At 59.7% G+C, this 25,616-nt stretch carries 22 protein-coding genes and 2 tRNA genes; 13 read left to right on the plus strand and 11 right to left on the minus strand.

Annotated features, from left to right (window positions below):
* Positions 1-32: 32 nt before the first annotated feature.
* The 6 genes from hisF to AC07S6_RS22665 all read right to left on the minus strand — a co-directional run bounded on the left by hisF (position 33) and on the right by AC07S6_RS22665 (position 4,953).
* Complete coding sequence (hisF, locus tag AC07S6_RS22640) at positions 33-803, minus strand: imidazole glycerol phosphate synthase subunit HisF (protein ID WP_003187786.1); 771 nt, start codon at positions 801-803, stop codon at positions 33-35.
* Positions 804-812: 9 nt separating this feature from the next.
* Entirely contained in the window at positions 813-1,550 is a 738-nt protein-coding gene (gene hisA, locus AC07S6_RS22645; RefSeq protein ID WP_003187784.1) for a 1-(5-phosphoribosyl)-5-[(5-phosphoribosylamino)methylideneamino]imidazole-4-carboxamide isomerase, read from the minus strand.
* A gap of 39 nt (positions 1,551-1,589) precedes the next feature.
* Positions 1,590-1,847, minus strand: a complete 258-nt coding sequence (locus AC07S6_RS22650; protein WP_032894032.1) for a DUF2164 domain-containing protein — start codon at positions 1,845-1,847, stop codon at positions 1,590-1,592.
* Entirely contained in the window at positions 1,848-2,486 is a 639-nt protein-coding gene (gene hisH, locus AC07S6_RS22655) for an imidazole glycerol phosphate synthase subunit HisH (RefSeq protein WP_034125534.1), read from the minus strand. It abuts the gene before it with no gap.
* Positions 2,486-3,082, minus strand: a complete 597-nt coding sequence (gene hisB / locus AC07S6_RS22660) for an imidazoleglycerol-phosphate dehydratase HisB (RefSeq protein ID WP_003187781.1) — start codon at positions 3,080-3,082, stop codon at positions 2,486-2,488. Before hisB ends, hisH begins: the two co-directional genes overlap by 1 nt.
* A 209-nt stretch (positions 3,083-3,291) precedes the next feature.
* Positions 3,292-4,953, minus strand: a complete 1,662-nt coding sequence (locus AC07S6_RS22665) for an OFA family MFS transporter (RefSeq protein WP_054897552.1) — start codon at positions 4,951-4,953, stop codon at positions 3,292-3,294.
* 326 nt (positions 4,954-5,279) lie between these two features.
* On the opposite strand from AC07S6_RS22665, the gene AC07S6_RS22670 reads away from it, so the two are divergent.
* The 5 genes from AC07S6_RS22670 (at position 5,280) to AC07S6_RS22690 (ending at position 9,852) form a co-directional block, all read left to right on the plus strand.
* Positions 5,280-7,496, plus strand: a complete 2,217-nt coding sequence (locus AC07S6_RS22670) for an AsmA family protein (RefSeq protein ID WP_495113092.1) — start codon at positions 5,280-5,282, stop codon at positions 7,494-7,496.
* On the plus strand, positions 7,493-8,560 hold the full coding sequence (gene mutY / locus AC07S6_RS22675; RefSeq protein ID WP_072434757.1) for an A/G-specific adenine glycosylase: 1,068 nt from the start codon (positions 7,493-7,495) through the stop codon (positions 8,558-8,560). The genes AC07S6_RS22670 and mutY overlap by 4 nt, the downstream gene beginning before the upstream one ends.
* Positions 8,557-8,829, plus strand: coding sequence for an oxidative damage protection protein (locus AC07S6_RS22680; protein WP_034125530.1), 273 nt, complete (start codon positions 8,557-8,559; stop codon positions 8,827-8,829). The genes mutY and AC07S6_RS22680 overlap by 4 nt, the downstream gene beginning before the upstream one ends.
* 103 nt (positions 8,830-8,932) lie before the next feature.
* Positions 8,933-9,008: transfer RNA gene (locus AC07S6_RS22685), tRNA-Phe, on the plus strand.
* 172 nt (positions 9,009-9,180) lie between these two features.
* Positions 9,181-9,852: a hypothetical protein gene (locus tag AC07S6_RS22690; RefSeq protein ID WP_072434755.1), complete on the plus strand. Its 672-nt coding sequence runs from the start codon at positions 9,181-9,183 to the stop codon at positions 9,850-9,852.
* Between the two features lie 36 nt (positions 9,853-9,888).
* Here the strand turns inward: AC07S6_RS22690 and AC07S6_RS22695 are convergent, their stop codons facing one another.
* Together AC07S6_RS22695 and AC07S6_RS22700 are read right to left on the minus strand one after the other, a co-directional pair.
* Positions 9,889-11,496 carry an ArnT family glycosyltransferase gene (locus AC07S6_RS22695; RefSeq protein ID WP_495113093.1) on the minus strand — a complete coding sequence of 536 codons (1,608 nt, stop codon included), beginning with the start codon at positions 11,494-11,496 and terminating at the stop codon, positions 9,889-9,891.
* An 87-nt stretch (positions 11,497-11,583) separates the two neighbouring features.
* Positions 11,584-12,549, minus strand: coding sequence for an arsenic resistance protein (locus AC07S6_RS22700; protein ID WP_495113094.1), 966 nt, complete (start codon positions 12,547-12,549; stop codon positions 11,584-11,586).
* Between the two features lie 159 nt (positions 12,550-12,708).
* On the opposite strand from AC07S6_RS22700, the gene AC07S6_RS22705 reads away from it, so the two are divergent.
* Positions 12,709-13,122, plus strand: coding sequence for a hypothetical protein (locus AC07S6_RS22705; RefSeq protein WP_014716505.1), 414 nt, complete (start codon positions 12,709-12,711; stop codon positions 13,120-13,122).
* Positions 13,123-13,433: 311 nt separating this feature from the next.
* Here AC07S6_RS22705 and gabP read toward each other — a convergent pair whose 3' ends face one another.
* The gene (gabP, locus tag AC07S6_RS22710; RefSeq protein ID WP_197883127.1) at positions 13,434-14,825 is read right to left on the minus strand and encodes a GABA permease; all 1,392 of its coding nucleotides are present in this window, start codon (positions 14,823-14,825) and stop codon (positions 13,434-13,436) included.
* Between the two features lie 555 nt (positions 14,826-15,380).
* Between gabP and AC07S6_RS22715 the strand changes: the two genes are divergently transcribed.
* The 5 genes from AC07S6_RS22715 (at position 15,381) to AC07S6_RS22735 (ending at position 19,586) form a co-directional block, all read left to right on the plus strand.
* Positions 15,381-16,154 (plus strand): ABC transporter ATP-binding protein, encoded by a 774-nt coding sequence (locus AC07S6_RS22715; protein WP_010213906.1) that lies wholly within the window; start codon positions 15,381-15,383, stop codon positions 16,152-16,154.
* A 13-nt stretch (positions 16,155-16,167) separates the two neighbouring features.
* The gene (locus AC07S6_RS22720) at positions 16,168-16,920 is read left to right on the plus strand and encodes an ABC transporter substrate-binding protein (RefSeq protein ID WP_197883125.1); all 753 of its coding nucleotides are present in this window, start codon (positions 16,168-16,170) and stop codon (positions 16,918-16,920) included.
* A gap of 74 nt (positions 16,921-16,994) precedes the next feature.
* Complete coding sequence (locus AC07S6_RS22725) at positions 16,995-17,690, plus strand: ABC transporter permease (RefSeq protein ID WP_495113095.1); 696 nt, start codon at positions 16,995-16,997, stop codon at positions 17,688-17,690.
* A gap of 38 nt (positions 17,691-17,728) precedes the next feature.
* Entirely contained in the window at positions 17,729-18,418 is a 690-nt protein-coding gene (locus AC07S6_RS22730; RefSeq protein ID WP_032803763.1) for an ABC transporter permease, read from the plus strand.
* A complete protein-coding gene (locus tag AC07S6_RS22735) occupies positions 18,399-19,586 on the plus strand; it encodes a methyltransferase (protein WP_495113096.1) in 1,188 nt (395 codons plus the stop codon). Before AC07S6_RS22730 ends, AC07S6_RS22735 begins: the two co-directional genes overlap by 20 nt.
* A gap of 241 nt (positions 19,587-19,827) precedes the next feature.
* On the opposite strand, the gene bcsQ is transcribed toward AC07S6_RS22735, so the two are convergent.
* Entirely contained in the window at positions 19,828-20,724 is an 897-nt protein-coding gene (gene bcsQ, locus AC07S6_RS22740; RefSeq protein ID WP_495113097.1) for a cellulose biosynthesis protein BcsQ, read from the minus strand.
* A 328-nt stretch (positions 20,725-21,052) separates the two neighbouring features.
* Here bcsQ and AC07S6_RS22745 point away from each other — a divergent pair.
* Positions 21,053-21,128, plus strand: a tRNA-Thr gene (locus AC07S6_RS22745).
* Positions 21,129-21,299: 171 nt separating this feature from the next.
* Complete coding sequence (locus tag AC07S6_RS22750) at positions 21,300-22,622, plus strand: tyrosine-type recombinase/integrase (protein ID WP_495113098.1); 1,323 nt, start codon at positions 21,300-21,302, stop codon at positions 22,620-22,622.
* A gap of 9 nt (positions 22,623-22,631) precedes the next feature.
* Here the strand turns inward: AC07S6_RS22750 and AC07S6_RS22755 are convergent, their stop codons facing one another.
* Positions 22,632-24,620, minus strand: coding sequence for an RNA/DNA-binding domain-containing protein (locus AC07S6_RS22755; protein WP_495113099.1), 1,989 nt, complete (start codon positions 24,618-24,620; stop codon positions 22,632-22,634).
* Between the last annotated feature and the right edge of the window lie 996 nt (positions 24,621-25,616).

Below are 25,616 nucleotides of genomic sequence, written 5' to 3' on the forward strand. Positions count from 1 at the left end.
TGCCGCGAGCCTGCCATGGTGTCCAGCAGCGTTTAGCGCACGACGATACCGCGCGCTGCCATGTAGGCCTTGGCCTCGGGCACGGTGTATTCGCCAAAGTGGAAAATACTCGCCGCCAGCACCGCGCTGGCGTGGCCTTCAAGCACGCCATCGGCCAGGTGTTGCAGGTTGCCGACGCCGCCCGACGCGATCACCGGGATGCCCAGGGCATCGCTGATGGCGCGGGTGACGCCCAGGTCGAAGCCGTTTTTCATGCCGTCCTGGTCCATGCTGGTCAGCAGGATTTCACCGGCGCCCAGGCCTTCCATCTTCATCGCCCACTCCACCGCGTCCAGCCCGGTAGGCTTGCGCCCGCCGTGGGTGAAGATCTCCCAGCGCGGGGTTTCACCCGGGCCGGAGACCTTCTTGGCGTCGATAGCCACCACGATGCATTGCGAGCCGAAGTGTTGCGCGGCTTCGCCGACAAACTCAGGGTTGAACACGGCGGCGGTGTTGATCGAGACCTTGTCCGCACCGGCATTGAGCAGATTGCGGATGTCTTGCACGGTGCGCACTCCGCCACCCACGGTCAGCGGGATAAACACCTGGCTGGCCATGCGCTCGACGGTATGCAGCGTGGTATCGCGGCCATCGACGCTGGCAGTGATGTCGAGAAAGGTAATCTCGTCGGCACCTTGCTCATCGTAGCGACGGGCAATTTCCACCGGGTCGCCGGCGTCACGAATGTTCTCGAACTTGACGCCCTTGACCACGCGACCGTTGTCGACGTCCAGGCAAGGGATGATGCGTTTGGCCAGCGCCATGGTCAGTCCTCAGCCGTTGTAGGCATCGCAGTAAGCCTGGGCTTCGGCGACGTCCAGGGTGCCTTCATAGATCGCACGGCCGGTGATGGCGCCGATGATCCCAGGCGCCTTGGCGTCCAGCAGCGACTTGATGTCGCCCAGGTTGTGGATGCCGCCGGAAGCGATCACCGGAATCTTCGTGGCCGCTGCCAGGGCTGCGGTGAAGGGTACGTTGCAGCCCTGCATCATGCCGTCTTTGGCGATGTCGGTATAAACGATGGCGGACACGCCGTCGGCTTCGAACTGCTTGGCCAGGTCGATCACTTGCACGGTGCTGATTTCAGCCCAGCCATCGGTAGCGACGAAGCCATCCTTGGCATCCAGGCCTACGATCACTTTGCCCGGGAACGCGCGGCAGGCTTCGGCGACGAAGGCTGGGTCTTTCACGGCCTTGGTGCCGATGATCACGTAACTCACGCCCGCTTTCACGTAGTGCTCGATGGTCTCCAGGGAGCGGATACCGCCGCCGATCTGGATCGGCAGGTTCGGGTAGCGCTTGGCAATGGCGGTGACCACCTCGCCATTGACCGGCTGGCCTTCGAAGGCACCGTTCAGGTCCACCAGATGCAGACGACGGCAGCCCCCTTCTACCCATTTGGCAGCCATGCTCACCGGGTCATCGGAGAACACGGTGGAATCTTCCATGCGGCCTTGGCGCAGGCGGACACAAGCGCCGTCCTTGAGATCGATAGCGGGGATAATCAGCATCTGGCAAACCTTATTCGATATTCAGCAATGCTTGGGAAATCAGGGTTTCTCAAGCGACCACAAGTCGCTTTCGATGCTTTCGAACCTTTCTTTAAGGAGCGTCTGCGTGTCGAAAATCGCCCTGTTGTAATAATGCGGCGCCACTTCGGTGGTGAACAACTCAAGAATTTCGGCGACCTCGAACGAGCCCAGCTTGAGCTCGAAGCGGTCTTCCATGAACCGCTTGATCTTGTCGGTAGCCTCACGCTCCTGCTCGGGCGCGAGGTTCAAGATCGGCGGCTTCGGCTTCCTGGCCATTTACCAGCGACCATCCCACGCGGCGAAGTTCTGCAGCAATTGCAGGCCATGGGTATGGCTCTTCTCCGGGTGAAACTGCACGGCAAAGCGCGAACCATCGGCCAGCGCGGCGGCAAAATCGACGCCGTAATGCCCGCCACCCACCACCTGGCGCGGGTTACCGGCGGCGATGTAGTAGCTGTGCACGAAGTAGAAACGCGCCATGTCCGGGATGTCGTGCCACAGCGGGTGGTCGACGGTGCGGCGCACTTCGTTCCAGCCCATGTGCGGGACCTTGAGGTGCTCGCCATCTTCATGCAGGTCTTTGCCGAAGAACTTCACCTGGCCCGGAAACACCCCGATGCAGTCCACACCGCCGTTCTCTTCACTGCTGTCGAGCAAGGCTTGCATGCCCACGCAGATACCGAGGAAGGGGCGGTCCTGGCTGACTTCGCGCACCAGGCTGTCAAAGCCCAGGCGGCGGATCTCGGCCATGCAATCGCGAATCGCGCCAACGCCGGGGAACACCACGCGGTCGGCTTCGCGAATCACGTTGGCATCGCTGGTGATCAGCACCTTGCCGGCACCTACATGCTCGAGGGCCTTGGCCACCGAGTGCAGGTTGCCCATGCCGTAGTCGATAACCGCGACCGTCTGCATTACAGAACGCCCTTGGTCGACGGCATTTGCCCGCCCATGCGCTCATCGACTTCCACGGCCATGCGCAGTGCGCGGCCGAAAGCCTTGAACACGGTTTCGATCTGGTGGTGGGTGTTGGTGCCGCGCAGGTTGTCGATGTGCAGGCTGACCAGTGCGTGGTTGACGAAGCCCTGGAAGAATTCCTGGAACAGGTCCACATCAAAGCCACGGCCCACGTTGGCGCGGGTGTAGGGTACGTGCATCTGCAAGCCAGGGCGGCCGGAGAAGTCGATGACCACCCGGGACAGCGCTTCGTCCAACGGGACATAGGCATGGCCGTAGCGACGGATGCCCTTTTTGTCGCCGATGGCCTTGGCAAACGCCTGGCCGAGGGTGATGCCCACGTCTTCCACCATGTGGTGGTCGTCGATATGCAGGTCGCCTTTGCCGACGATATCCAGGTCGATCAGCCCGTGACGGGCGATCTGGTCCAGCATGTGCTCAAGAAAAGGGACACCGATATCGAATCGGGCCTTTCCGGTGCCATCCAGGTTGATCGAGGCTTTGATCTGGGTTTCCAGAGTGTCGCGCTCGACAGATGCCTTACGTTCGGCCATCACCAGCTCCGCAAAATCATTGGGCGAAAAAGGCAGCCATTATAGGGGCGCAGGCGCTAAACAGAAACAACGAAGGGGATAAGACTGACGAGTTGGAGCGAGGAATGTCGGGGATAGACATGTGCATACATGTGAGCATGGGCTTATGTGGGAGCCAGCTCCCACACAAGCCCGGCCCCACAGGAGCCGGGCCCACCCTTATTGCGGTGTCAGTGGAACAGTACCGCCGTCTTCTGCAGGGTCACCCACACCCCCCACGCCAGTGGAATACCCACTACCAGCCACGCGGCAATCGCCAACGGCTTGCTGGCGGCGGAGGCCTTCCATTCCAGCACGGTGCTCGCATCAGCACCTTTGTCATGGCCCAGCGCCTGTTCGGCGGCAAGTTCCGCGTCGGTCATGAAGTACTTGTCGGCCACCGGGCGCACCAGCAGGTTGCAGATGAAGCCCAGCACCAGCAGGCCGGCGAGGATGTACAAGGTGATGTCGTAGGCCGCGGCGCGTTCAACGCCGATGCTCAACTGGTATTCACGCAGGTAGTTCACCAGCACCGGGCCCAATACGCCCGCAGCGGCCCAGGCGGTCAACAGGCGACCGTGGATCGCGCCAACCATCTGAGTGCCGAACAGGTCGGCCAGGTAGGCCGGAACCGTGGCAAAACCACCGCCGTACATCGACAGGATGATGCAGAACGCAGCCACGAACAGCGCCACGTTACCCAGGTGCCCCAGGTTCGGGATCAACGCATACAGGGCAAAGCCCAGGGCGAAGAACACGAAGTAGGTGTTTTTGCGCCCCAGATAGTCGGAGAACGACGCCCAGAAGAACCGGCCACCGATGTTGAACAGGCTCAACAGGCCGGTAAAACCAGCGGCAATGGCTGCAATGGAGGCCAACTGGCCCGCATCCAATTGACCAAATGGCACATCAACACCCAACAACTTGCCGCCGAACACTTCCTGCAGCAGCGGCGAGGCCATGCCCAGGATGCCGATACCGGCAGACACGTTCAGGCACAGCACCAGCCATACCAGGCGGAACTGCGGGGTTTTCCACGCCACATTCACATGCACGTGACGGTGAGTAATCATCGCATTGCTGGCTTTTTTCGCCGGCGCGGTCCAGCCCTCAGGCTTCCAGCCGGTCGGCGGTACGCGATACAGCAGGGCGCCACCGATCATGAACACGAAGTAAATCGCCGCCATGACCACAAAGCTCTGCCATACGCCCACGCTGGTGGGCGAAGAGAAATGGCCCATCAGTGCCGCAGCCAGGGGCGCACCCACCATCGCGCCGCCGCCGAAGCCCATGATCGCCATGCCGGTCGCCATGCCGCGCTTGTCCGGGAACCACTTGATCAAGGTCGAAACGGGCGAGATATAGCCCAGGCCCAAGCCGATACCGCCAATGACCCCGGAGCCGATCCACATCAGCCAGATCTGGTGGGTATAGATACCCAAGGCCGAGATCAGTAGGCCACCACACCAGCACAGCGCCGAGACAACACCAGCCTTACGCGGCCCGGCGTGTTCCAGCCAACCGCCCCAGATCGCTGCGGAGCAGCCCAGGAAGATGAAGAACAGGGTGTAGATCCAGCCCAGCATGGAGATCGGCCAGTCGCATTGGGACGAAAAGACTTGGGCGATAAAGCTCATGTCCGGCGCGCAGGCCACCGGCGCGGTGATACCCAGCGCCTTGGACAAGGGCAGCCAGAACACCGAGAAGCCGTAGGCCATGCCGATGCACAAGTGGATGGCCAGCGCGGCCGGTGGAACTAGCCAGCGGTTGAAGCCCGGCTTGGCGATGATGCGTTCCTTGGACAGGAACGCAGGCTGTGCGGCGGCATTGCCGGCCACAGTGCTAGTGCTCATTGGTGTTTCCCCCAGTTATTGGTATGCGTCCGTCAGGCGCTCTCTCCCTCGGCCTTGCACGCAAAGCGTGGCCGTTTTGTTGAGTGAAGCTCCCTTTAAGGCGCGACGTTAAGTCGCAGAAGGCGGACGAACGTGCAGAGATTAGCACCAGTGGATGACAGAAAAATCAAACTGCCACTACCTTTTTTGGATTATCTGTATTTTTCTGACGTCAAAATCCCATTTCCGCGCCGGTGGATACAATGTAACGATCCGTGAACTGACGCCGGCCTTCGGGCGTTATACTCTGCGGCTAAATTTTGAAATCGACATACAAGGACTCGCCCATGAAAGCGTTCGGCAAAATCCTGGGTCTGGTACTTCTCGGGCTGTTGCTGATCATTGTGGCGCTCGGCTTTGCCCTGACCCACCTTTTCGATCCCAACGACTACAAAGAAGAAATTCGCCAGATAGCCCGCGACAAGGCCCACATCGAGCTGACGCTCAATGGCGATATCGGCTGGAGCCTTTTCCCCTGGCTGGGCCTGGAACTGCACGAGGCCAGCGTCGCGACCCTGACCGCACCCACCCAACCTTTCGCCGACTTGCAGATGCTCGGCCTGTCGGTGCGCGTACTGCCGCTGCTGCGCCGCGAAGTGCAGATGAGCGATGTGCGTGTCGAGGGCCTGAACCTGCGCCTGAACCGCGATAAGCAAGGCCACGGCAACTGGGAAGACATCGGCAAGAACCTGCCCGACGAAACCGCCGGTGCCCCCGCTCCCGCGCCGGTCGAACCGGTGGCTGAAACCAAGCCGGAAAAACCGCCGCAGCCGATCCGCCTGGACATCGACAGCCTGACCATCAACAACGCCCGCGTCGAATACACCGATGAACAGACCGGCAAGCAATTGAGTGCCGAAAGTATCCAGTTGAGTGCCGGTGCCATCCACGAAGGCGCCAGCATCCCGCTGAAACTCACGGCGTTTCTGGGCAGCAACCAGCCGCTGATGCGGGTCAAGACTGAGCTGAACGGCAACTTGCGCATCCAGCGCGCGCTCAAGCGTTATCAGTTCGAAGACATGCGCTTGAGTGGCGAAGCCACCGGTGAGCCGTTGCAAGGCAAGACCGTGAGCTTCTCCACCCAGGGCCAACTGCTGGTGGACTTGGCGGCCAACGTCGCCGAATGGACCAACCTGAAACTGGCGGCCAACCAACTGCGCGCCTTGGGCGAACTAAAGGCCAATGACCTGGACAAAACCCCGCAGATCAGCGGCGCCCTGTCGGTTGCCCAGTTTGACCTGGCCAAGTTTCTTGAGAGCGTCGGCCACCCACTGCCTGCCATGGCCCCAGGCAGCCTGAGCAAGGTCGAACTGGTGAGCCGCCTCAAGGGCACGCCCACCAGCGTCGCCCTGGAAAACTTGAACCTGAAGCTCGATGCCAGCACCTTCACCGGCCGCATCGCCGTGGATGATTTCGCCAAGCAGTCCCTGCGCGTGCAACTCAAGGGCGATACCTTCAATGCCGACAATTACCTGCCGGCCAAATCCGAAGCCGCCAAAGGCGCAACCGCCGCACGCCAGGCCGAAGTACAGAGCAGCGAAGCCGGCGCCATGGCGGCAGGCGGCAACACACCATTGCCGGAGGCGCCAACCAGAGTTGCCTGGAGCAACGACAAACTGCTGCCGCTGACGCGCCTGCGCAGCCTGGACGTGAATGCAGACCTGGCCTTTGGTGAACTGACCCTGAGCCAGTTGCCCATTCAGAACGCGGTGCTCAAAGCCTCTGGCATTGACGGGCAGCTCAAGCTCGACACCCTCAGCGGCAGTCTCTACAACGGCACATTCCAGGCCAACGGCACACTCGACGTACGCCAGGACACGCCAGTGCTGGCCCTGCAAAGCCACATCAAGCAGGTGCCCGTTGAGCGCATCCTGCAGGCCCAAGGAAAAAACCCGCCGGTCAAAGGCCAGCTCACCCTCGACAGCAACCTCACCGGCCGCGGCAACAGCCAGAAGGCCTTGATCGACAGCCTCAACGGCACCACCAGCATCGTGATCAACAACGGTGTGCTGCTCAATGCCAACATCGAGCAGCAACTGTGTACCGGCATCGCCCTGCTCAACCGCAAGGCCCTGAGCGCCACACCAGGCGGCAAGGACACGCCCTTCCAGGAACTGCGCGGCAACCTCACGTTCCGTAACGGCGTGGCCAGCAACCCCGACCTGAAAGTACGCATTCCTGGCCTGACGCTCAACGGCAACGGTGATGTGGATTTACGCGTGCTGGGCATGGACTACCGCGTCGGCATCATCGTCGAAGGCGACAAGCGCGACGTGCCGGACCCAGCCTGCCAGGTCGGCGCCAACTTCCAGGGCATTGAGGTGCCACTGCGCTGCCGAGGCCCGCTTGAGCTTGGCGCCAAGGCCTGCCGCCTGGACAAGGACGGCCTGGGCCAGGTCGCCCTCAAGGCTGCCGGCAACCGCCTCAACGAGAAGCTGGAAGAGAAACTCGACAAGGTTAACCCCAAGCTCAAAGACGCATTGAAAGGCCTGTTCAACCGATGAGAAACGAGCAGTTTTCACAAGCGGTGCTGGACTGGTACGACCGCCATGGCCGCCACGACCTGCCCTGGCAACAGGGCATCACCCCTTACCGGGTGTGGGTGTCGGAGATCATGCTGCAACAGACCCAGGTCAGCACCGTGCTCAACTACTTCGACCGGTTCATGGCGTCCCTGCCGACGGTCGAAGCCCTGGCCGCCGCGCCGGAAGATGAAGTGCTGCACCTGTGGACGGGCCTGGGCTACTACACACGGGCGCGCAACCTGCAGAAGACCGCCAGGATCGTGGTGGCCGAACACGGCGGCGAATTCCCCCGCGACGTGGAAAAGCTCACCGAGCTGCCGGGCATCGGCCTGTCCACCGCGGGTGCGATTGCCAGCCTGAGCATGGGCCTGCGCGCACCGATCCTCGACGGCAACGTCAAACGCGTGCTGGCGCGCTTTACCGCCCAAGAGGGCTACCCTGGCGAACCCAAGGTGGCCAAGCAGCTGTGGGCCACCGCAGAGCGCTTCACACCCTTTGAGCGCGTCAACGCCTACACCCAGGCCATGATGGACATGGGCGCCACCCTGTGCACCCGCAGCAAACCCAGTTGCCTGCTGTGCCCGCTGGAAAAAGGCTGCGAAGCCCACATGCTGGGCCTGGAAACACGCTACCCGATCCCGAAGCCGCGCAAGACCATCCCGCAAAAGCGCACGCTGATGCCGATGCTGGCCAACGCCGAGGGCGCGATCCTGCTTTACCGTCGCCCGTCTACGGGCTTGTGGGGCGGCTTGTGGAGCTTGCCGGAGCTGGACGACCTGCAAGACCTGGATCACCTCGCCAACCAGCACGCGCTGGCGCTGGGCAAGCATCAGGAACTGCCCGGGTTGGTCCACACTTTCAGCCACTTCCAACTGGCCATCGAACCCTGGCTGGTCCAGGTCGAGGAAACCGCCCATCACGTGGCCGAGGCCGACTGGCTCTGGTATAACCTCGCCACCCCGCCGCGCCTGGGCCTTGCCGCCCCGGTGAAAAAACTGCTGAAGCGCGCGGCCGACGTATTGAACGCAGGAGTTTCGTCATGACCCGCACCATCATGTGCCGCAAGTACAAAGAAGAACTGCCAGCCCTGGAGCGCCCTCCGTACCCAGGTGCCAAGGGCCAGGACATCTACGAGCACGTCTCCGCCAAAGCCTGGGGCGACTGGTTGAAACACCAGACCCTGCTGATCAACGAAAAACGCCTGAACATGATGAATGCCGAGGACCGTAAATACCTGGCCGGCGAAATGGACAAGTTCTTTTCCGGCGAGGAATACGCCAAGGCCGACGGCTACGTTCCACCTGCTCAATAATTGATCAAAAACCGGGGTCTGCACGTAAGCGACGGTAATAATTAAATATTTTTTGAAAACTTGCTTGACGACCCCCTGAAAAACCCGTTTAATGCGCCCCGTTGCCCAGATAGCTCAGTCGGTAGAGCAGGGGATTGAAAATCCCCGTGTCGGCGGTTCGATTCCGTCTCTGGGCACCAAAATACCGAGAAACCCCAAGGAACAATGCGTTCCTTGGGGTTTTTTATTGCCTGCGATTTAATGCGACTCACGCATTTACGGACACGATGTCGCAGCAGGACGATTGAGGGTTATTTTTGGCTGGACTCAATCGTTCAGCCTTTACCCAAATCTCAGTTGTAAGGTTTTTTCATGACCCGCTTCTTGCTTTGCACCCTGTTACTACTGACCGCCCTGCTCAGTGGGTGTGCCACGCAGCTGGACGTAGCGATCAACGCGACGCCTGATCCCGACTATCACTTCGACCGACAGGCAACCGTGCTGGTGACCTCCACCGGCGGCAGCGATGAAAACTCACTCAACGCCCGCTACTACCTGCGTGACATGGTTCGCGCCATGCAGGACCAGGGCTTTCGCAATGTCTTCACCGACACCACCCTGCCCAAGAACCATGCACCAATCAAAATGACCGTCACCCTGGACGTCGACAGCAAGCAGGTGACGTATCGCTATACCGCCACCGAATACGGGCAGGTGGCAAAAAGCACCACCACTCAATGCAAGAAGAACAAGAAAAAGACCGACCAACTGACCTGCACCAGCACTCCAAACACCTCCTACGGCCCGGTAGGGACCTCGGAGCGCACCGGCTACACCACGCTCACCACCTTCCGGGTCACCGCTCGTGATGAAGTGAGCAGGCGCGCTGTCTACCTGCTACGGGCGTCGTCCTATAACGACGACTGCCAAGCCGCCAAGGTCGAAGCCTTCCTGGTACAGCAGGGTTTGCAGAATCTGAATTTCCAGGACCGCGTGCAGCGCAACTATACGGTCACGATGCCTGAAGGCTTCCGTTGCAAGTAATCAGCTGCTCGGCAGGCCCTTGGCTCAAGGGCCTTCTTACCTGAGCAAAAACACCATCAATGGGTTGTCATTCAAGCGCCCTTGATAGCTCGGCGCCAAGTGCTCCACCGGCGACCCCTTCAACAGCGCGGTCTCCTTGCGCGATACGATCACCCACGAGGGCCGGGGCAGCGCCGCCAATTTCTCAAGCTCGTGTCGCCCGACAAACAGCGGCTGTTCATCGTGATCCAGGTTCATCATGTAGCGCACCGCCCAGGTATCCCGTGCCAGGTCGACAAATACCAAAGGGCCCGGCTGCGCCTGGCGCAACGCCTCCACCTGGCTGACAAACCGCCGAGTATCGAATTGCAGGTCCTTGGCCGGCTCTATCACCGTCACCAGCAACAGCCATTGCGCCGCCAGGGCGATCAGACTGAGCCACACCAACCGCCATGCTCGCTGCCAGGCAATCAACGCTGCGGCTTGCAGCACCACCAGCACGCCGATCATCAACGGCAAGGAAATCTCCGGCCAGTAGCCCTGCTTGTGCCAGGCGTGTCGACACACAAACAACACAACCACGCACAACGCCGGCAGCGCCGCGACCAGCCATTCGTAGCCACGACGCACGCCCACCAGCCAGCCTTGCGCATGCAGCAGCCCATAGGCAGCGACAGCCGCAAACATCGGCACCATCGGCAGAATGTAATAAGCGCGTTTGAAATGCGGAACCGACAGGCCGAGCAGAATCATCAAGCCGCAGCCCCCGAACCGCACCAGCAATTGCAGGTGCTCATTGCCCCAACGCTCGGGCCAGCGATGGCGCAACGCAAACAGGGTCGCAAACGCCAGCGGAACCACCGGGAAGTAGCGGTACAAGCTCAGTTGGAAGTAAAAGTAAAACGGTTCACCCGACTCATCCAGACGCCCACCGACTTGCATCTTGAAGACTTCATCGGCAAACGCAGCGCCACCACTGAACCGCGCAAGCTTCATCAGCAGCCACCAGCACGCTGCGAGCAACACCAGGCCGGCAACGCCGTGGATCAGCACCTGCCGGACACGCTCTCCCGGCTTGCCCAATGCCCAATACACACACACCACCCCGCAGACTTCAATCAACCCCAGCGGCCCACGTATGGCGAAACCCAGGATGAACAGCGGGAACACCGCCAGTTGCCTCAACCGTGACCCGTGGCGTTCGCCGGTGTGCAGCAGGTAGAAACTGCCCACGCATAACAATGCAACCATCTGATCCAGGCACACCGAGCGCGACTTTTCGAGTAACTGGGCGGTGAGCAGCGTGAGCAGCACCGTCAGCAGTGACCAGGCACGGCTGTAGGTTGCCAGCAGGCGATACATCAGCGCGATCACCCCCGCCGACGCGAGCGCCGTGGGCAGCACATTCGCCAAGTGGTTCGGCGCATCAAACAATCGGGCGAATAGGTAACTGAAGAAGGTCGCGGTGCCTGGGTAATCCGCATAGGGCTGGCCGTAGGTGGTGGGGAAAAGACTCGCGCCATGGCGATACATTTCCTGCAGGAACAGCGCCCAACGCCCATCAAAACCCTGGGGCTGCTGATCCCAGATGCCTACTGTGAACAACAAGAGAGCGACCAGGAAAATACCCAGTGACTCCAGGCGAAAACGGTTGCGGTGATCCATCGGGTGACCTGTCAGGTGGGAAGCGCTGGCGTATGGTGCCGAACGCGCCCCTGAATGGCGCCTGAACAGACCTGAACATTCACGTGGTTACCGACTGGTGGGCCACACCACTGCCGGGATCAGGCGAACGTAGGCCAACTCGGCAACCAGCTCGATCAGGGTCTGCAGGATCACCACCGTTGCGGCCAAACCGCGCACATCCTCCGGCAGGGCCAGCGCCAATGGCAAAACCACCAGCGAGTTACGGGTAGACGCACTGAACGTCACCGCCCGCGCCGTCACCGCTGGCAGTGCGAACAGGCGCGCAGCCCCAATGCCCAGCAACGGCGCCAACAATACAAAGGCCACGTAGATTGGAATGACCGGCAACAACAAGTTGATATCTCGCACCACCGCAGTGATGTGCGAAGCGAGCACGACAAACAACACCAGCGCCATCGCCGGCACCGGCAACCACGCCCAGGCGCTGCTCCAAAGACCGATAGCGCTCGAACGCCGCGCAAGCGCGCTGGTGAGGACCGCCAGAAGCATCGGCACCACAATCAGCCCCACGAACGCCTCTACAAATGGCCCCGCCGCTACCACCACGCTGGATTGCTCGCCCAACATCAGCCCCAGGTATACCGGCAACAGCAGCAGTTGCAGCAACAGCAACAGCGGGGTTGCCGCCAGCATCGAACGCGAATCGCCCTTGCCGATATGGGTAAACACCACCACGTAGTCGATACAGGGCGTCAGCAACACCAGCAGAGCGCCCACCAGCAACGCCGGGCATTCCACCAGGCCGCGGGTCAACCCCCACACCAGCAAAGGCACCAGGATGAAATTGGCCAGCAGCAAGGCCCCCATGAAGCGCTTGTTGCCCAAGCCTTGGCGCAGCTCAAGAAAGGGGATCTGCAAAAACATCGCATACATCAGCACGGCGATGGCAGGTGTCACCCAAAGGCTGAAGCCCTGCGCCGATAAGGGCCAGAACAGGCCAAACGTGACGGCCAAAAAGACGGCAACAAAATAGATCGGGACCTGATGGTGTTCCAGGGTGTCACGGGTCATGGGTGGGCTCTGGTGGATCATTAGACTGTCAGCCTAAGTACCCGCGCAGATAAGGTCGAGCACTACAGCAATCATTGCCGCCCGAGAAACCCTTGGGATTTACCCCAACCTGCGCTTCAATACACCCTCTAGACCCAGACCCCCAAGGACATTGAGCCCATGGCCTCGCCAAACAAGCAGCAAAAACGCGCCCACCGGGCAAAAGCCAAGGCCAAGCAAAACCGCACCCAGCGCGCCGTGGCGCACAAGCCGGATGCCTTCGCGGGCGACGACAGCCGCATCGACCTTGAGTCGGTGGATTTGACTGAACTGTTCGTCGAAATGCGTACCGCCGGCGAGATCAGCCAGCAGGCGCTGTGTGCGGTGTTCCTGGCGCACCCGTTGCTGGCGTTGGTGCTAGAGCAGGAAGGCGAAGAGGAAGCGACCGACTTCATCCTGGCGGCGCTGATCGAGTATCGGCAGTGGGCGACGGACAGCGATGACGAAGCCGCGGCGTTAGCGTGGATTGAGTCGCCGCAGTTCCAGGCCGATTACGTGGCGGCGTCCCAGGCGCTGGCCAACGCCCCCGACTGACACAAAATAAAAATGTGGGAGCGGGCTTGCCCTAATGCCAGTCAGTTAAGAGCTCGAGCAGACAACCAGTGACTTGTGGCGAGGGAGCTTGCTCCCGCTGGACTGCGTAGCAGTCCCATTTTTGGGGCCGCTTCGCGCCCCAGCGGGAGCAAGCTCCCTCGCCACAGTTACCGATTCTGTCTTAACTGACTGGCATTAGGGCTTGCCCGCGATGGCGGTGTGTCAGGCGACGAATACATCGATTGGCAGTCCGTCACCGCGGGCAAGCCCGGCTCCCACATTGTTGCGCGGTGCGCTACCACCGTCTCTCGTCAGCTAAGCGCCGCAGCCCCCACTCTTTGGGCCTTGCGACGGCTCGCCACCAGCAACCCCGCCAACACCACCAGCAAGCTCAGAACCCCGGTGGCGATGATCTCGACCCGGTGCGCTTCCTGGAACAGCATGATGGTCAACGTACCGACGATAAACACCATCACCGCGTACGTCAGGCCTGGGAACAGCCACATCTTGAAGACGATCTTCTCGCCCGCTGCCGTACGCTTCTGGCGCATGCGCAGTTGCGACACGGCAATCACCAGGTACACCAGCAACGCAGTGGCGCCGGAGCTGGCCAGCAGGAATTCGAACACCGCCGCCGGAGCGACGTAGTTGGCGAATACCGCCAGGAACGCTGCGCCGGTAGACAGCAACACCGCCCAGTAAGGCGTGCCGCTCTTGTTGGTACGCTTGGCCACAGCCGGTGCGTCACCGCGACGGCCCAGGGAAAACAGCATGCGTGACGCGGTGTAGAGCGCTGAGTTGAGGCAGCTGGTCACGGCAACCAGCACCACCAGGTCGACAATCAGCTTGGCATTCGGGATACCCATGCGCTCCAGCACGGTCTGGTAGGAACCTACGGCAGCCAGGGTGGGATCGTTCCAAGGCACCAGAGACACCACGATGAAGATCGACAACAGGTAGAACAAACCAATCCGCCAGATCACCGAATTGGTGGCCTTGGTGATTTGCTGGCCCGGGTTCTTCGATTCGGCGGCAGCGATGGTGACAATCTCGGTGCCCATGAACGAGAACATGGTGGTCAGGATCGCCGCCAGTACCGCGCCCATGCCGTTGGGCATGAACCCTTGGGTATCGAACAGATGTGAAACACCGCTGACCTGGCTGGTGGGCAAGAAGCCGAAGATTGCGGCCAGGCCGAGGATCACAAAGCCGACGATCGCCACAACCTTGATCAGCGCAAACCAGAACTCGAACTCGCCGTAGTTCTTCACACTGAACAAGTTGGTTACGGTGAGCAGCAAGGTAATGACCAGGGTGAACGCCCAGATCGCCACGTCGGGGAACCAGGCGTGCAGGATGGTCGCCGCCGCGTTGGCTTCCAGCGGAATCACCAGCACCCAGAACCACCAGTAGAGCCAGCCAATGGTGAAACCGGCCCAGTGGCCGATTGCCCGGTCGGCATAGGTAGAGAACGAACCGGTATCCGGTGACGCAACGGCCATCTCGGCCAGCATGCGCATCACCAGTACCACCAGCGTACCGGCGGCTGCATAGGCCAACAGTACCGCCGGGCCGGCAGCAGCGATCGCATGGCCGGAGCCGACAAACAAACCGGCGCCGATGACACCGGCAATCGACAGCATGGTGACGTGCCGCGGTTTGAGCCCCTGTTCGAGGTCATTGGAGCTTTGCGTACTACTCATTGACACACCTTTGCGAGGAATTGCGAAAACGGTTCGCCCGGCTTGCAGCCTTTGTCGTGAAAAGAATCCAACAGGGCGTTCTTTATTTTTTACGCAAGATCTGCGCCAAAATATTTCAGAACCACAGTTGGCGGGGGCTGTAGGACAATTCGCTACTCATCGCAACTTATTGAAAACAATGGCATTCCGCTATAGCGTTACCGTGCGACTCACTTTCATGGCATTGCGACGCACCAAAAACACACACAAAAAGTACGTGACGCCCCATAACCGGGCTGATATGGACCGTTTGCCCGGTTAACCCTTCCAACACCCGGCCAAAGCTGGCACCATCGCGCCCTTTTTTACGCGAAGCCTGTGGATATTTCCGGGTCAAACGTCTGTAGGTTGTTGATGGCGCGACACACTGCTGCGCCGATGCGACACCCTGCCGCAGACCACCGGTTAACCGTCCGCAGCGCTGTTGGCTGTCATCCAAACGCTATGCTAGCTTGGCGCCTCGCCAGGAAGGCGGCCCAACAGCGAAGATCGCAACGAACACAATGAGGACCGCACATGGCCGAGGCCACGCCCGCGCTTGAAATCCGCAACTTGCATAAACGCTATGGTGAGCTTGAGGTACTCAAAGGTATCTCGCTGACCGCTCGCGACGGCGATGTGATCTCGATCCTGGGTTCCTCCGGTTCCGGCAAGTCCACCTTCCTGCGCTGCATCAACCTGCTGGAAAACCCGCACCAGGGCCAGATCCTGGTGGCCGGCGAAGAACTCAAGCTAAAGGCCGCGAAAAACGGCGAACTGATGGCCGCCGACGGCAAGCAGATCAACCGCCTGCGCAGCGAAATCGGGTTTGTGTTTCAAAACTTTAACCTGTGGCCGCACATGAGCATCCTCGACAACATCATCGAGGCTCCTCGGCGCGTGCTCGGCCAGAGCAAGGCCGAAGCGATAGAAGTGGCCGAGGCCCTGCTGGCCAAGGTCGGGATCGCCGACAAGCGCCACGCCTACCCTGCGCAACTCTCTGGCGGCCAACAACAACGCGCGGCGATTGCGCGTACCCTGGCGATGCAGCCTAAAGTCATCCTGTTCGACGAGCCGACTTCGGCGCTTGACCCGGAAATGGTCCAGGAAGTACTTAATGTGATCCGCGCGCTGGCCGAAGAAGGCCGCACCATGCTGCTGGTCACCCACGAAATGGGCTTCGCCCGCCAGGTATCCAGCGAAGTGGTGTTTTTGCACCAGGGCCTGGTCGAAGAGCAAGGATCGCCACAGCAGGTATTTGAAAACCCGCTTTCGGCGCGCTGCAAACAATTCATGTCCAGCAACCGCTAACGGAGCAACATGCATGCAGACCTATAAGAAATTCCTTCTGGCCGCGGCCGTCTCGATGGCGTTCAGCGCCACGGCCATGGCAGAAACCTTGAAGATGGGGATCGAAGCGGCTTACCCGCCCTTCAACAATAAAGACGCCAGCGGCAACGTTGTCGGCTTCGACAAGGACATCGGCGACGCCCTGTGCGCCAAGATGAAAGTCGAGAAGTGCGAAGTGTATGTGTCCGACTGGGACGGCATCATCCCTGCCCTGAACGCCAAGAAGTTCGACTTCCTGGTGTCCTCGCTGTCGATCACCGACGAGCGCAAGCAGGCGGTGGACTTCACCGACCCGTACTACTCCAACAAGCTGCAGTTCATCGCGCCAAAAGCCACGGAGGACTTCAAGACCGACGCCGCTTACCTCAAAGGCAAGGTGATCGGTGCGCAGCGCGCAACGCTGGCCGGTACCTACCTGGAAGACAAGCTGCCGGACACCGAAGCCAAGCTCTACGACACTCAGGAAAACGCCTACCTCGACCTGACCTCCGGTCGCCTCGACGGCATCCTGGCTGACAAGTACGTGCAGTACGAATGGCTCAAGAGCAAAGACGGTTCGGCCTATGAATTCAAAGGCGACCCGGTGGTAGAAAGCGACAAGATCGGTATCGCCGTACGCAAGGGCGACCCGCTGCGCGAGCGCCTGAACAAAGCCCTGGCAGAGATCAAGGCAGACGGCACCTACAAGAAGATCAACGACAAGTACTTCCCGTTCAGCATCGAATGACCTGAACGGCCTGCCCGGCGCGCTCCTGCGAGCGCGCTGGCTTTTAGCAATGCCTGCCGCGATATGAAAACACCATGAATTTCGATCTCTACGGATTCGGCCCGGCCCTTGCAGCCGGCGCGCTGATGACCGTCAAACTGGCGCTCACGGCCCTGTGCCTGGGGCTGGTGCTCGGCCTTTCCGGCGCCTTGGCCAAGACCTCCCCATACAAGCCACTGCAATGGCTGGGCGGCGCTTACTCGACCATCGTTCGCGGTATTCCCGAATTACTGTGGGTGCTGCTGATTTACTTCGGCACCGTCAATCTGATGCGTGCCCTGGGTGAGTTCTTCGGCAACCCCGACCTGTCGCTGAGTGCCTTCGCCGCCGGCGTCATCGCCCTGGGCCTGTGCTTCGGCGCCTACGCAACGGAAGTGTTCCGCGGCGCGATTCTCGCCATTCCCAAGGGCCACCGCGAAGCCGGTGTGGCGTTGGGGCTGTCGAAGTTTCGGATTTTCACCCGGCTGATCATGCCGCAGATGTGGCGCATCGCCCTGCCGGGCCTGGGTAACCTGTTCATGATCCTGATGAAAGACACCGCGCTGGTGTCGGTGATCGGCCTGGAAGAAATCATGCGCCACGCGCAGATCGGCGTGACCGTGACCAAGCAACCCTTCACCTTCTTCATGGTCGCGGCATTCATGTACCTGGGCCTGACCGTACTGGCGATGACCAGCATGCACTTCCTGGAAAAACGCGCCGCCCGCGGCTTTGCAAGGAGCACCCAATGAGCGGCGACTACAGCTGGCTATCGCACTTTGACCTGGGCCTGAACTGGGCCGTGATCATCAAGTGGCTGCCGAAGTTGGCCCAGGGCGCAACCCTGACCCTGGAGCTGGTGGCAATCGCCGTGATCGCCGGCCTGCTGCTGGCGATCCCTCTGGGCATCGCCCGCTCTTCGCGCCGCTGGTACGTGAGCGCCCTGCCCTACGGCTACATTTTCTTCTTCCGTGGCACGCCGCTGCTGGTGCAGTTGTTCCTGGTGTATTACGGCCTGGCGCAGTTCGATGCCGTGCGCAACAGCTTCATGTGGCCGTACCTGCGCGACCCGTTCTGGTGCGCCACCGCCACTATGACCCTGCACACCGCCGCCTACATTGCCGAGATCCTGCGCGGTGCGATCCAGGCCATTCCGCCGGGCGAGATCGAAGCGGCGCGGGCCCTGGGCATGTCCAAGCCCAAGACGCTGTTCTACATCATCCTGCCACGCGCCTCGCGCATCGGCCTGCCGGCCTACAGCAACGAAGTGATCCTGATGCTCAAGGCCAGCGCCCTGGCCAGTACCGTGACCCTGCTGGAACTGACCGGCATGGCGCGCACCATCATTGCTCGCACTTACCTGCCGGTGGAGATTTTCTTCGCTGCAGGGTTGTTCTACCTGCTGATGGCCTACGTGCTGGTGCGCGGTTTCAAACTGCTGGAAAAGTGGCTGCGCGTCGATGCATGCCAAGGACGTTGAGGCACGCTTCCAGGCACTGGATGCGTTCCTGACCGAACACCAAGGGCTGTGGCGACCACGGCCCTTTACTCAGTTGCAGCTGCCCTGGGAAACCGAGCATCCCGAGTTATCCCAGTGGCTGCGTCGGCGTTCGTTAGCCGAAGCTGAAGCCAGTCACAACCAACCCCACGACCTGCCCGCGCCCACACCTTTTCCACAGCTGGCCGCTCACGCGCTGCGCCTCGCTACTGTGGATAAGTTACCCACGCACACCCTGGAGCCGGCTCGCCACCGTCTGAACGTCGACGTGCCAGGGCGCAAATGGCAACAGATCGAAGCCTTCGGCGCCGCGCTGTCCTTTATCCAAACGCCAGCCCACTGGCTGGACTGGTGCGCCGGCAAAGGCCATCTAGGCCGCCGCCTGCTGCAACCCGGCCAACAGCTGACCTGCCTGGAATACGACCCCGCCCTGATCGCCTCCGGCCAAGCCTTGAGTGATCGCCACGGCCTGCCCGCAACCCATCATCTGCAAGACGTGATGGCGGATGTCGCGATCCAGCCCGAACACACGCCGGTCGCCCTGCATGCCTGCGGCGACCTGCATGTGCGCCTGCTACAACTGGCCAGCGCCGCCGGCTGCAAACAACTGGCCCTGGCGCCCTGCTGCTACAACCGCATCACCGCCGACCGTTATCAAGCCCTCTCCGCCGCCGGGCGCGCCTCCTTGCTGCAACTGTCGATTGATGACCTGGGCCTGCCCCTGAGCGAAACCGTCACCGCCGGCAACCGTGTACGCCAACAACGGGACACATCCATGGCCCGCCGCCTGGGCTTTGACCAACTGCAACGGCAACTGCGTGGCTGCGACGACTACCTGCCAACACCTTCCCTGCCCGCCAGTTGGCTGGATAAACCCTTTGCCGACTATTGCCAGGAACTGGCAAGCCTCAAGGGCTTATCCACAGGCGAGCAGAACTGGCCGGCCCTGGAAGCCCACGGCTGGCAACGCCTGGCCGAGGTGCGCAACCTTGAGTTAGTGAGAGGCTTGTTTCGACGCCCATTGGAACTGTGGTTGGTATTGGACCGGGCACTGTTCATGGTGGAACAGGGCTACAACGTCGAGGTCGGCAGCTTCTGCGAACCATCGTTGACCCCTCGCAACCTTATGGTGCTGGCCGAGCGCGAATAAAGGGCAAAAAATCCTACAAGTGCCCTGTGGATAACTCTGTTGATGAATACTTTGCAAAGGCCGTAGATATAGGCCCTTCACGCCAAAAGCCAACCTGGTCATTTTTTGTTCACAAAATAAAGTGCACACAAAACAGGCAGTTGCAGCGTGTTGAGAACTGCTGCACAAAATGGCTGTTTCGTGACAACCGTTACCAACCGATTGTGCATAAGCATCTGGCGCCAGGCGCATAACGGGCGCTTTATGCGGTCTGTTTTGGCGCCTTCAGCCACAGGCAAACCTCGCTGATATCATCACTGGCCAGCCGTTTCGCCACGTTATCCAGCGGGTCGGATGAGTAGGCCAACGCCTCGTTGATGGCCATATCGCGATGAACTTCCAACGGGTCTTTGCCCAAGCGATGCTTGAACGCCTCGACCATGTCCAGGCTGAAGGGGTTGCTCTCATCCACCTGGTTAACCACCACCTGCACAACCGGCGGGCGCTCGCCCTCAAGGTGCGGAGCGAGCAGCAGGTCCAGATGATCCAGGGTCCCAAGGCAAGCAGCGTCCGCCTGCACGATGACCAGCACCACATCGGCAACGCTCAACGCTTGATGGAAATAGACGTTGTTACCCGCGGGCGTATCGATGATCACCGTGTGCCGCTCGCTGAGCCCCAGGTACCTAAGACGCTGCGCCAGCCAACCGGGCTCCTGCTTGAGCCAGCGCTCGAGGCTTTCCTGCTGCTGGATATCGATATCGCCGAAGGTCATCACCTGGCAACCGGCAAAGCCCAACTGCTGCAAGGGCGCCCATTGCCCATGCTCCAGACTGGTGCGGCCGATTCCGGCCAAAGTGGAACTGACCCCAAAGTGATGATGCAAGGCATTCTGCGGGTCCAGGTCCAGCGCCACCACCGACTCGCCCAGGCGCTGCAACCCACTGCTCAAGGCCGTGACCAGCGTGCTGCGGCCCACACCGCCATTGATAGACACCAACGCCACTATTTTAGGGCGCAGCTCCGGGGCATCGATGGGCTGTTGGTGGATACTTTCGTCAGGAACACTGCCGAAAAAGTGCATTCTTGCATTGATGCCGTCGGCATCATGGGTAACGTCTTTGCCAAACAACGCCAGAATTTCTTTGCTTAGGCTCATAGCCTGCTCCTCACGACGCAGCTTAAAGACGTGAAGGTCAGCAAGTGCGGGCACTTGCCGCAGGTCTTTTTATAGGCGCCCTTGTTGTGGGCATTCTGTGACAAAGGGCTTGAAGTGTCATTATTTTGCTGTTTTTATGCTCGGATTTTTAGATGGACGGTAGATAGTCAATTTAATGGCTTTTCAGCGTGTGTTTTTCCACAGGCTTGCAACCTGTGAAAACGTGCCCAAGACAGCCTAATCGCAAGAAACCTCCGACTTTGCAAAAATAGTCAGAATTCAGGGGTTTACAGAACCTTTCCAATCGCTATAATCGTCGCCCTAACACGCCGGTATAGCTCAGTTGGTAGAGCAACTGACTTGTAATCAGTAGGTCCCGGGTTCGACTCCTGGTGCCGGCACCATCCAAGGTTCCAGAGAAGGCTTTCAAAATCTCTGAAACCCCCGAAAAACCCGCCTTCTGGCGGGTTTTTTCGTTTTGGCGTTCCATCGGTTTCCGTCAGAAACTGGTGGATTCCAACCGTTTTAGGGGTAGTGTTAGGGGTAAGGTAATTCGATAAAGGGGGAGTACCCTTATGTCGCGCACCACTGCTCCACTCTCCGATTCGGCTTGCCGCTCAGCCAAGCCCACCGACCGCGCCTACAAGCTTTTCGACGGCGATGGCCTCTACCTTCTAGTCCAACCCAATGGCCGTAAAGGCTGGCGTCTCAGGTATGTCAAACCTGATGGACGCGAAGGACTGACCTCGTTCGGCAGCTACCCCGTGGTCGGCCTCGCCGATGCACGCAACAAGCGCCTGGAGGTCAAGCGGATGCTGGCGAAAGGCATCGACCCCATAGAAACCAAACACCAAGCCAAGACGCAGGCCGCAATCAAAGGCCGAACCTTTGAAAGCGCTGCACTGGACTGGCACAAAGCGATGTCTGCCAAATGGGCACCGGGCCATGCCAAGACGGTTCTGAGCCGCCTCAAAACCCACGTCTTCCCGCTGATCGGCGCTCGCTCTATTGTCGATCTGGACACCCATGACCTGATGCAACCTCTGGACGCGATCCAGAAGCGCGGCACGATTGACGTCGCTTTAAGGGTACAAAACTACCTGCAAAGCATCATGCGCGAGGCGAAGCGTGCTCGACAGATCGCGGCAAACCCTGCCTCCGACCTTGAAGGTTTGATCAAAGCCCCGAGGGTGATTCACCGCCCTGCTTTACCCTTATCGCGTCTGCCTGAATTGCAGGAGCGTATCGACACCTACAGAGGCCGCGCACTTACCCGGCTGACGGTCATGCTCTCGCTGCATGTGTTCGTCCGCTCCAGTGAACTGCGCTTCGCCCGCTGGAGCGAGTTCGACCTCAAGCGCGGCACCTGGGAGATACCGGACACTCGACCCGCGTTGGACGGAGTACCCTTTTCAACAAGGGGTACGAAGATGGCCGGGGACATCCACCTTGTACCCTTATCGCCGCAAGCCGTGACTCTGCTTGAACAGATCCACGTCCTCACCGGCAAATTCGACCTGGTGTTTGCAGGCGATGCCAAGCCCTGGAAACCCATGTCTGAAAACACGGTGAACAGCGCACTCAGAAAGATGGGGTACAACACCAAAGCCGAAATATGCGGGCATGGGTTTCGGTCGATGGCCTGTAGCGCGCTGATTGAGTCAGGATTGTGGTCGGAGACAGCCATTGAACGGCAGATGAGCCACAAGGAACGCAACAACGTCCGCGCCGCATACATCCACAAGGCCGAGTTCATTGAGGAGCGCAGGCTGATCATGAACTGGTGGAGCCGGTATCTGGAGGCCAACCAGCAGGAGCATGTCACTCCACACGAGTTTGCAAACCAGACCGGGACGAACGTCACGCGGCTCAAGGCGAAAAACCGCTTGAGGGAGTAGGCCGTTAGCCTACTCCTCGTCCTGCCCACCAATGTACGCTTTGTACGCCTGCCTTTCATGAGTCGGCTTGGACGGAAATGCCAACTGAATCTGCCTACTTTTCACCATTCCATTCAGGTACTGCTGACGGAGGGCATCTGGACTGCGCTTTACCAAATTAGCCAAAACGTTGAGCGTCAGATAGTGCTCCTTGCATAGGGTGATAATCACCTGTTGCATACGATCCTTTTGCATGCGCTCTCGATTGCGCGGCTCCTCAGCCAGTATTTCGAGCTTTTCTCGAAACCTTGCATCAAGCCTGTCCAAAGCATCGATCAGCGGCGCGTCAATATGATCGCTCAACAAGCAGCCATCATCGTTTCGCTGCATATCCAGCTCGACCTTATGTTCGGAGCTACCTGCGTTATGTTCGGAGCTAGCCCCATTATGTTCGGAGCTGCCGGCGTAATGTTCGGAGCTCTGCAGCGGACCTGCGAACACTTGCTCCGGCGTAGGCAGTTGCTCACCCGGCAAGTGATAAATCATGCCCCGTGAGCGCCCGTCGGGCACAAGGAATCCCTCGCGTACCAACCGCGCGAGCAGTTGGCTCAAGTCATGAGCATGAGTATCACAAATCTCAAGGAGACGATTATGGCTGACCACCCGCTCAATCGCGGCCGTGGCCAAAATCAACCTGGCAGTATGTTCCAAGCTCTCGAAACGAACCCCAAATCGCTCTCGTAACTGCTCCACCACCCCATCAGGAAGCAAGTCCAACATGCGAAGCTCAAGAAGGGTTTGCTCGGGCTCGGGCTTTTCATAAAGGGCTGGCGGTCGCCAATGCTGGCTGCGCCACCCGCTGTAGATTTTCGGAACCCCAGAACCACCACGCTCGCCAAGGCCGATAAGAAGAAACATTTGGTGCATTAGCCTGTTCCGGCAATCGCTGGTACCACCTTGCAACACCTGCTCAAGGGGTAGACGTAAGCCGCCAGGATTGCGAAAGCCAAACAAGTCAGGACGCTTCACGACTAACACAGAAACCCGCCCGGTATAGTCGGCATGGACCAAGGTATTAACCAAGGCCTCGCGCAGAGCTTCATGTACCGGCGTGTCATCCTGGCGCTGATCACCTTTGAGAGCGAACGGTACCTTTAAGTCCTCAACCAGCTTGCGATAAACCCGCCGGTAGAAATCAAACAGATTTCCTGACCAGGTTCCATCAGGGACGAGCCTATCCACCCAACGTAGTTCTGTTTTGGCGTGCGGCCGCTCCTGATAGTCCACAAAGTAATGCGGCACACTCTCTTGGATCGAAAGCCAGCGTCCGAACATCAGTAAACCTGCCAGAGTCAGCCCTTCGACTCCGTTCGCTCGGTCCTTTCGCCAGCCGCCTATCTGTCGGAGAAACTCAATCCCTTGGTGCTCCAGCGCTGGATGGCCTGGCTTTATGTCGTTAAGCATCTGGCGGTAGATACGCAGACTGTCCGGCTCAATGTCCGCGAAGTCGTAATTCGGCAAAATCCGCTCGTCCCGACAGTCCTCCACTTGCTCTGCGAACATGCGGCGAACATCTTCCTCAGAGCAACGCCGATCACCCTCATGTAATCGACGATAAGTGTTACCTAGCGGCTGACCATTGAGAAATACCGGCTTCTGCTTACGCGAAGCCGCCGGGATTTTCACTTCAAGTACCTGCTTGCCCTCCAGCTCTCTGACGACCACCTCCCGGTCAGTCAGCAGATTGACACTGACCTTGGCCGGATTGTTGAGGGTATTGAACAGGTCAGTACGTACTTTCTCGATATTTGATAGGCCTGCAACGCTGAACTGCCCATCCTTCTCGCGCACGCCAAGCAGTACTACCCCACCCTGAGTGTTAGCAAAAGCGGAGTAGGTTAACCAGAAATCCTTAGGCAACTCTCCCTTCCCATCCTGCCCCTGAGCGAGCTTGCATTCGAGCTCGACAGATTCAACCAGCGAGGGCAGGTCTTCAAGGGTGTGGGGATTGAGTGACATCAAAGACTTCCTAAATGATCAGCCTGCTTCACGTAGCTGCAAAAGGTCGAAGAAAAGACATACGTGCGGGGATTGTACTCAGTCTTCCATAGTCGCACGCAACTCGACGAGCGGAGACTGATCATCAACTGGTGGAGCCGATTTCCAGTCACCAATCAGCAGGAGGATGTCACTCCTCACGACTTTGCACGAACATCACACGGCCAAAAGCTAATCGCGGCGCAGTAAAGTAAGCGTACGTTCTCGAAATCTCGATGACCCGCTTGTCCACGCGGGTCCATCCAAGCGGGGCTGCAAAGCCGCCCTGCTTGGATGGACCTCACTTAAAAAATCTAAAGCCCACGCAACTGTCTGTGGGAAACCACTGATTTCCACCGGTGGATAATTTCATCCACAGCCGCAGAACTCCCGAAAATTGGAGTCTTGACCCGAATTATCCACAGGCGTAGAAAAGATCGGGCAAAGCGCTGTCGCCGACAGCAACCCAGGTAGCCAGAACCTTTAAGGCTACGCCACACGGTGGTGGTTCTCCCAAAGTGCGATTAGCGTCCGGCGGCTCGCACGGTCACAGCGATGTGATGGATGCCTACTTTTTCCAGTGTGCCCACTGCGGCAACTCATCCCCTTTCATAGCTGCCCTGCAGCAACCTATCCGCTTGGCCATTCCCGTGCGCCAACCTGCGCCCGTCTCTTTCTCCCGGAAAGAGACGGGCGCTCCTACCGCTGCTGCAGCCCAACTCGTACAAGGCTTTGCGGCATTCCCCCTCGTGACAATCGGCGTGACAAACACCGAAGTCACCAGCAACAGCGATGCAGATGATGGTGCCGCAGCCCACGGAATGGACTGCACCTGACTGACAGTCAGGCATGCCCCGGTCATCGAATCACTGCCTTCACCCGACTCAGGATCTCGCGGCGCCGGTCTCGTCAGCCAGCGCAGCCTCCACCCGCCCACTTCCTCGGAAGTGTTCAGGAGGCCAGATCATGAGATGCCCA

It is taken from the genome of Pseudomonas sp. GW821-FHT07B01, from assembly GCF_059419065.1.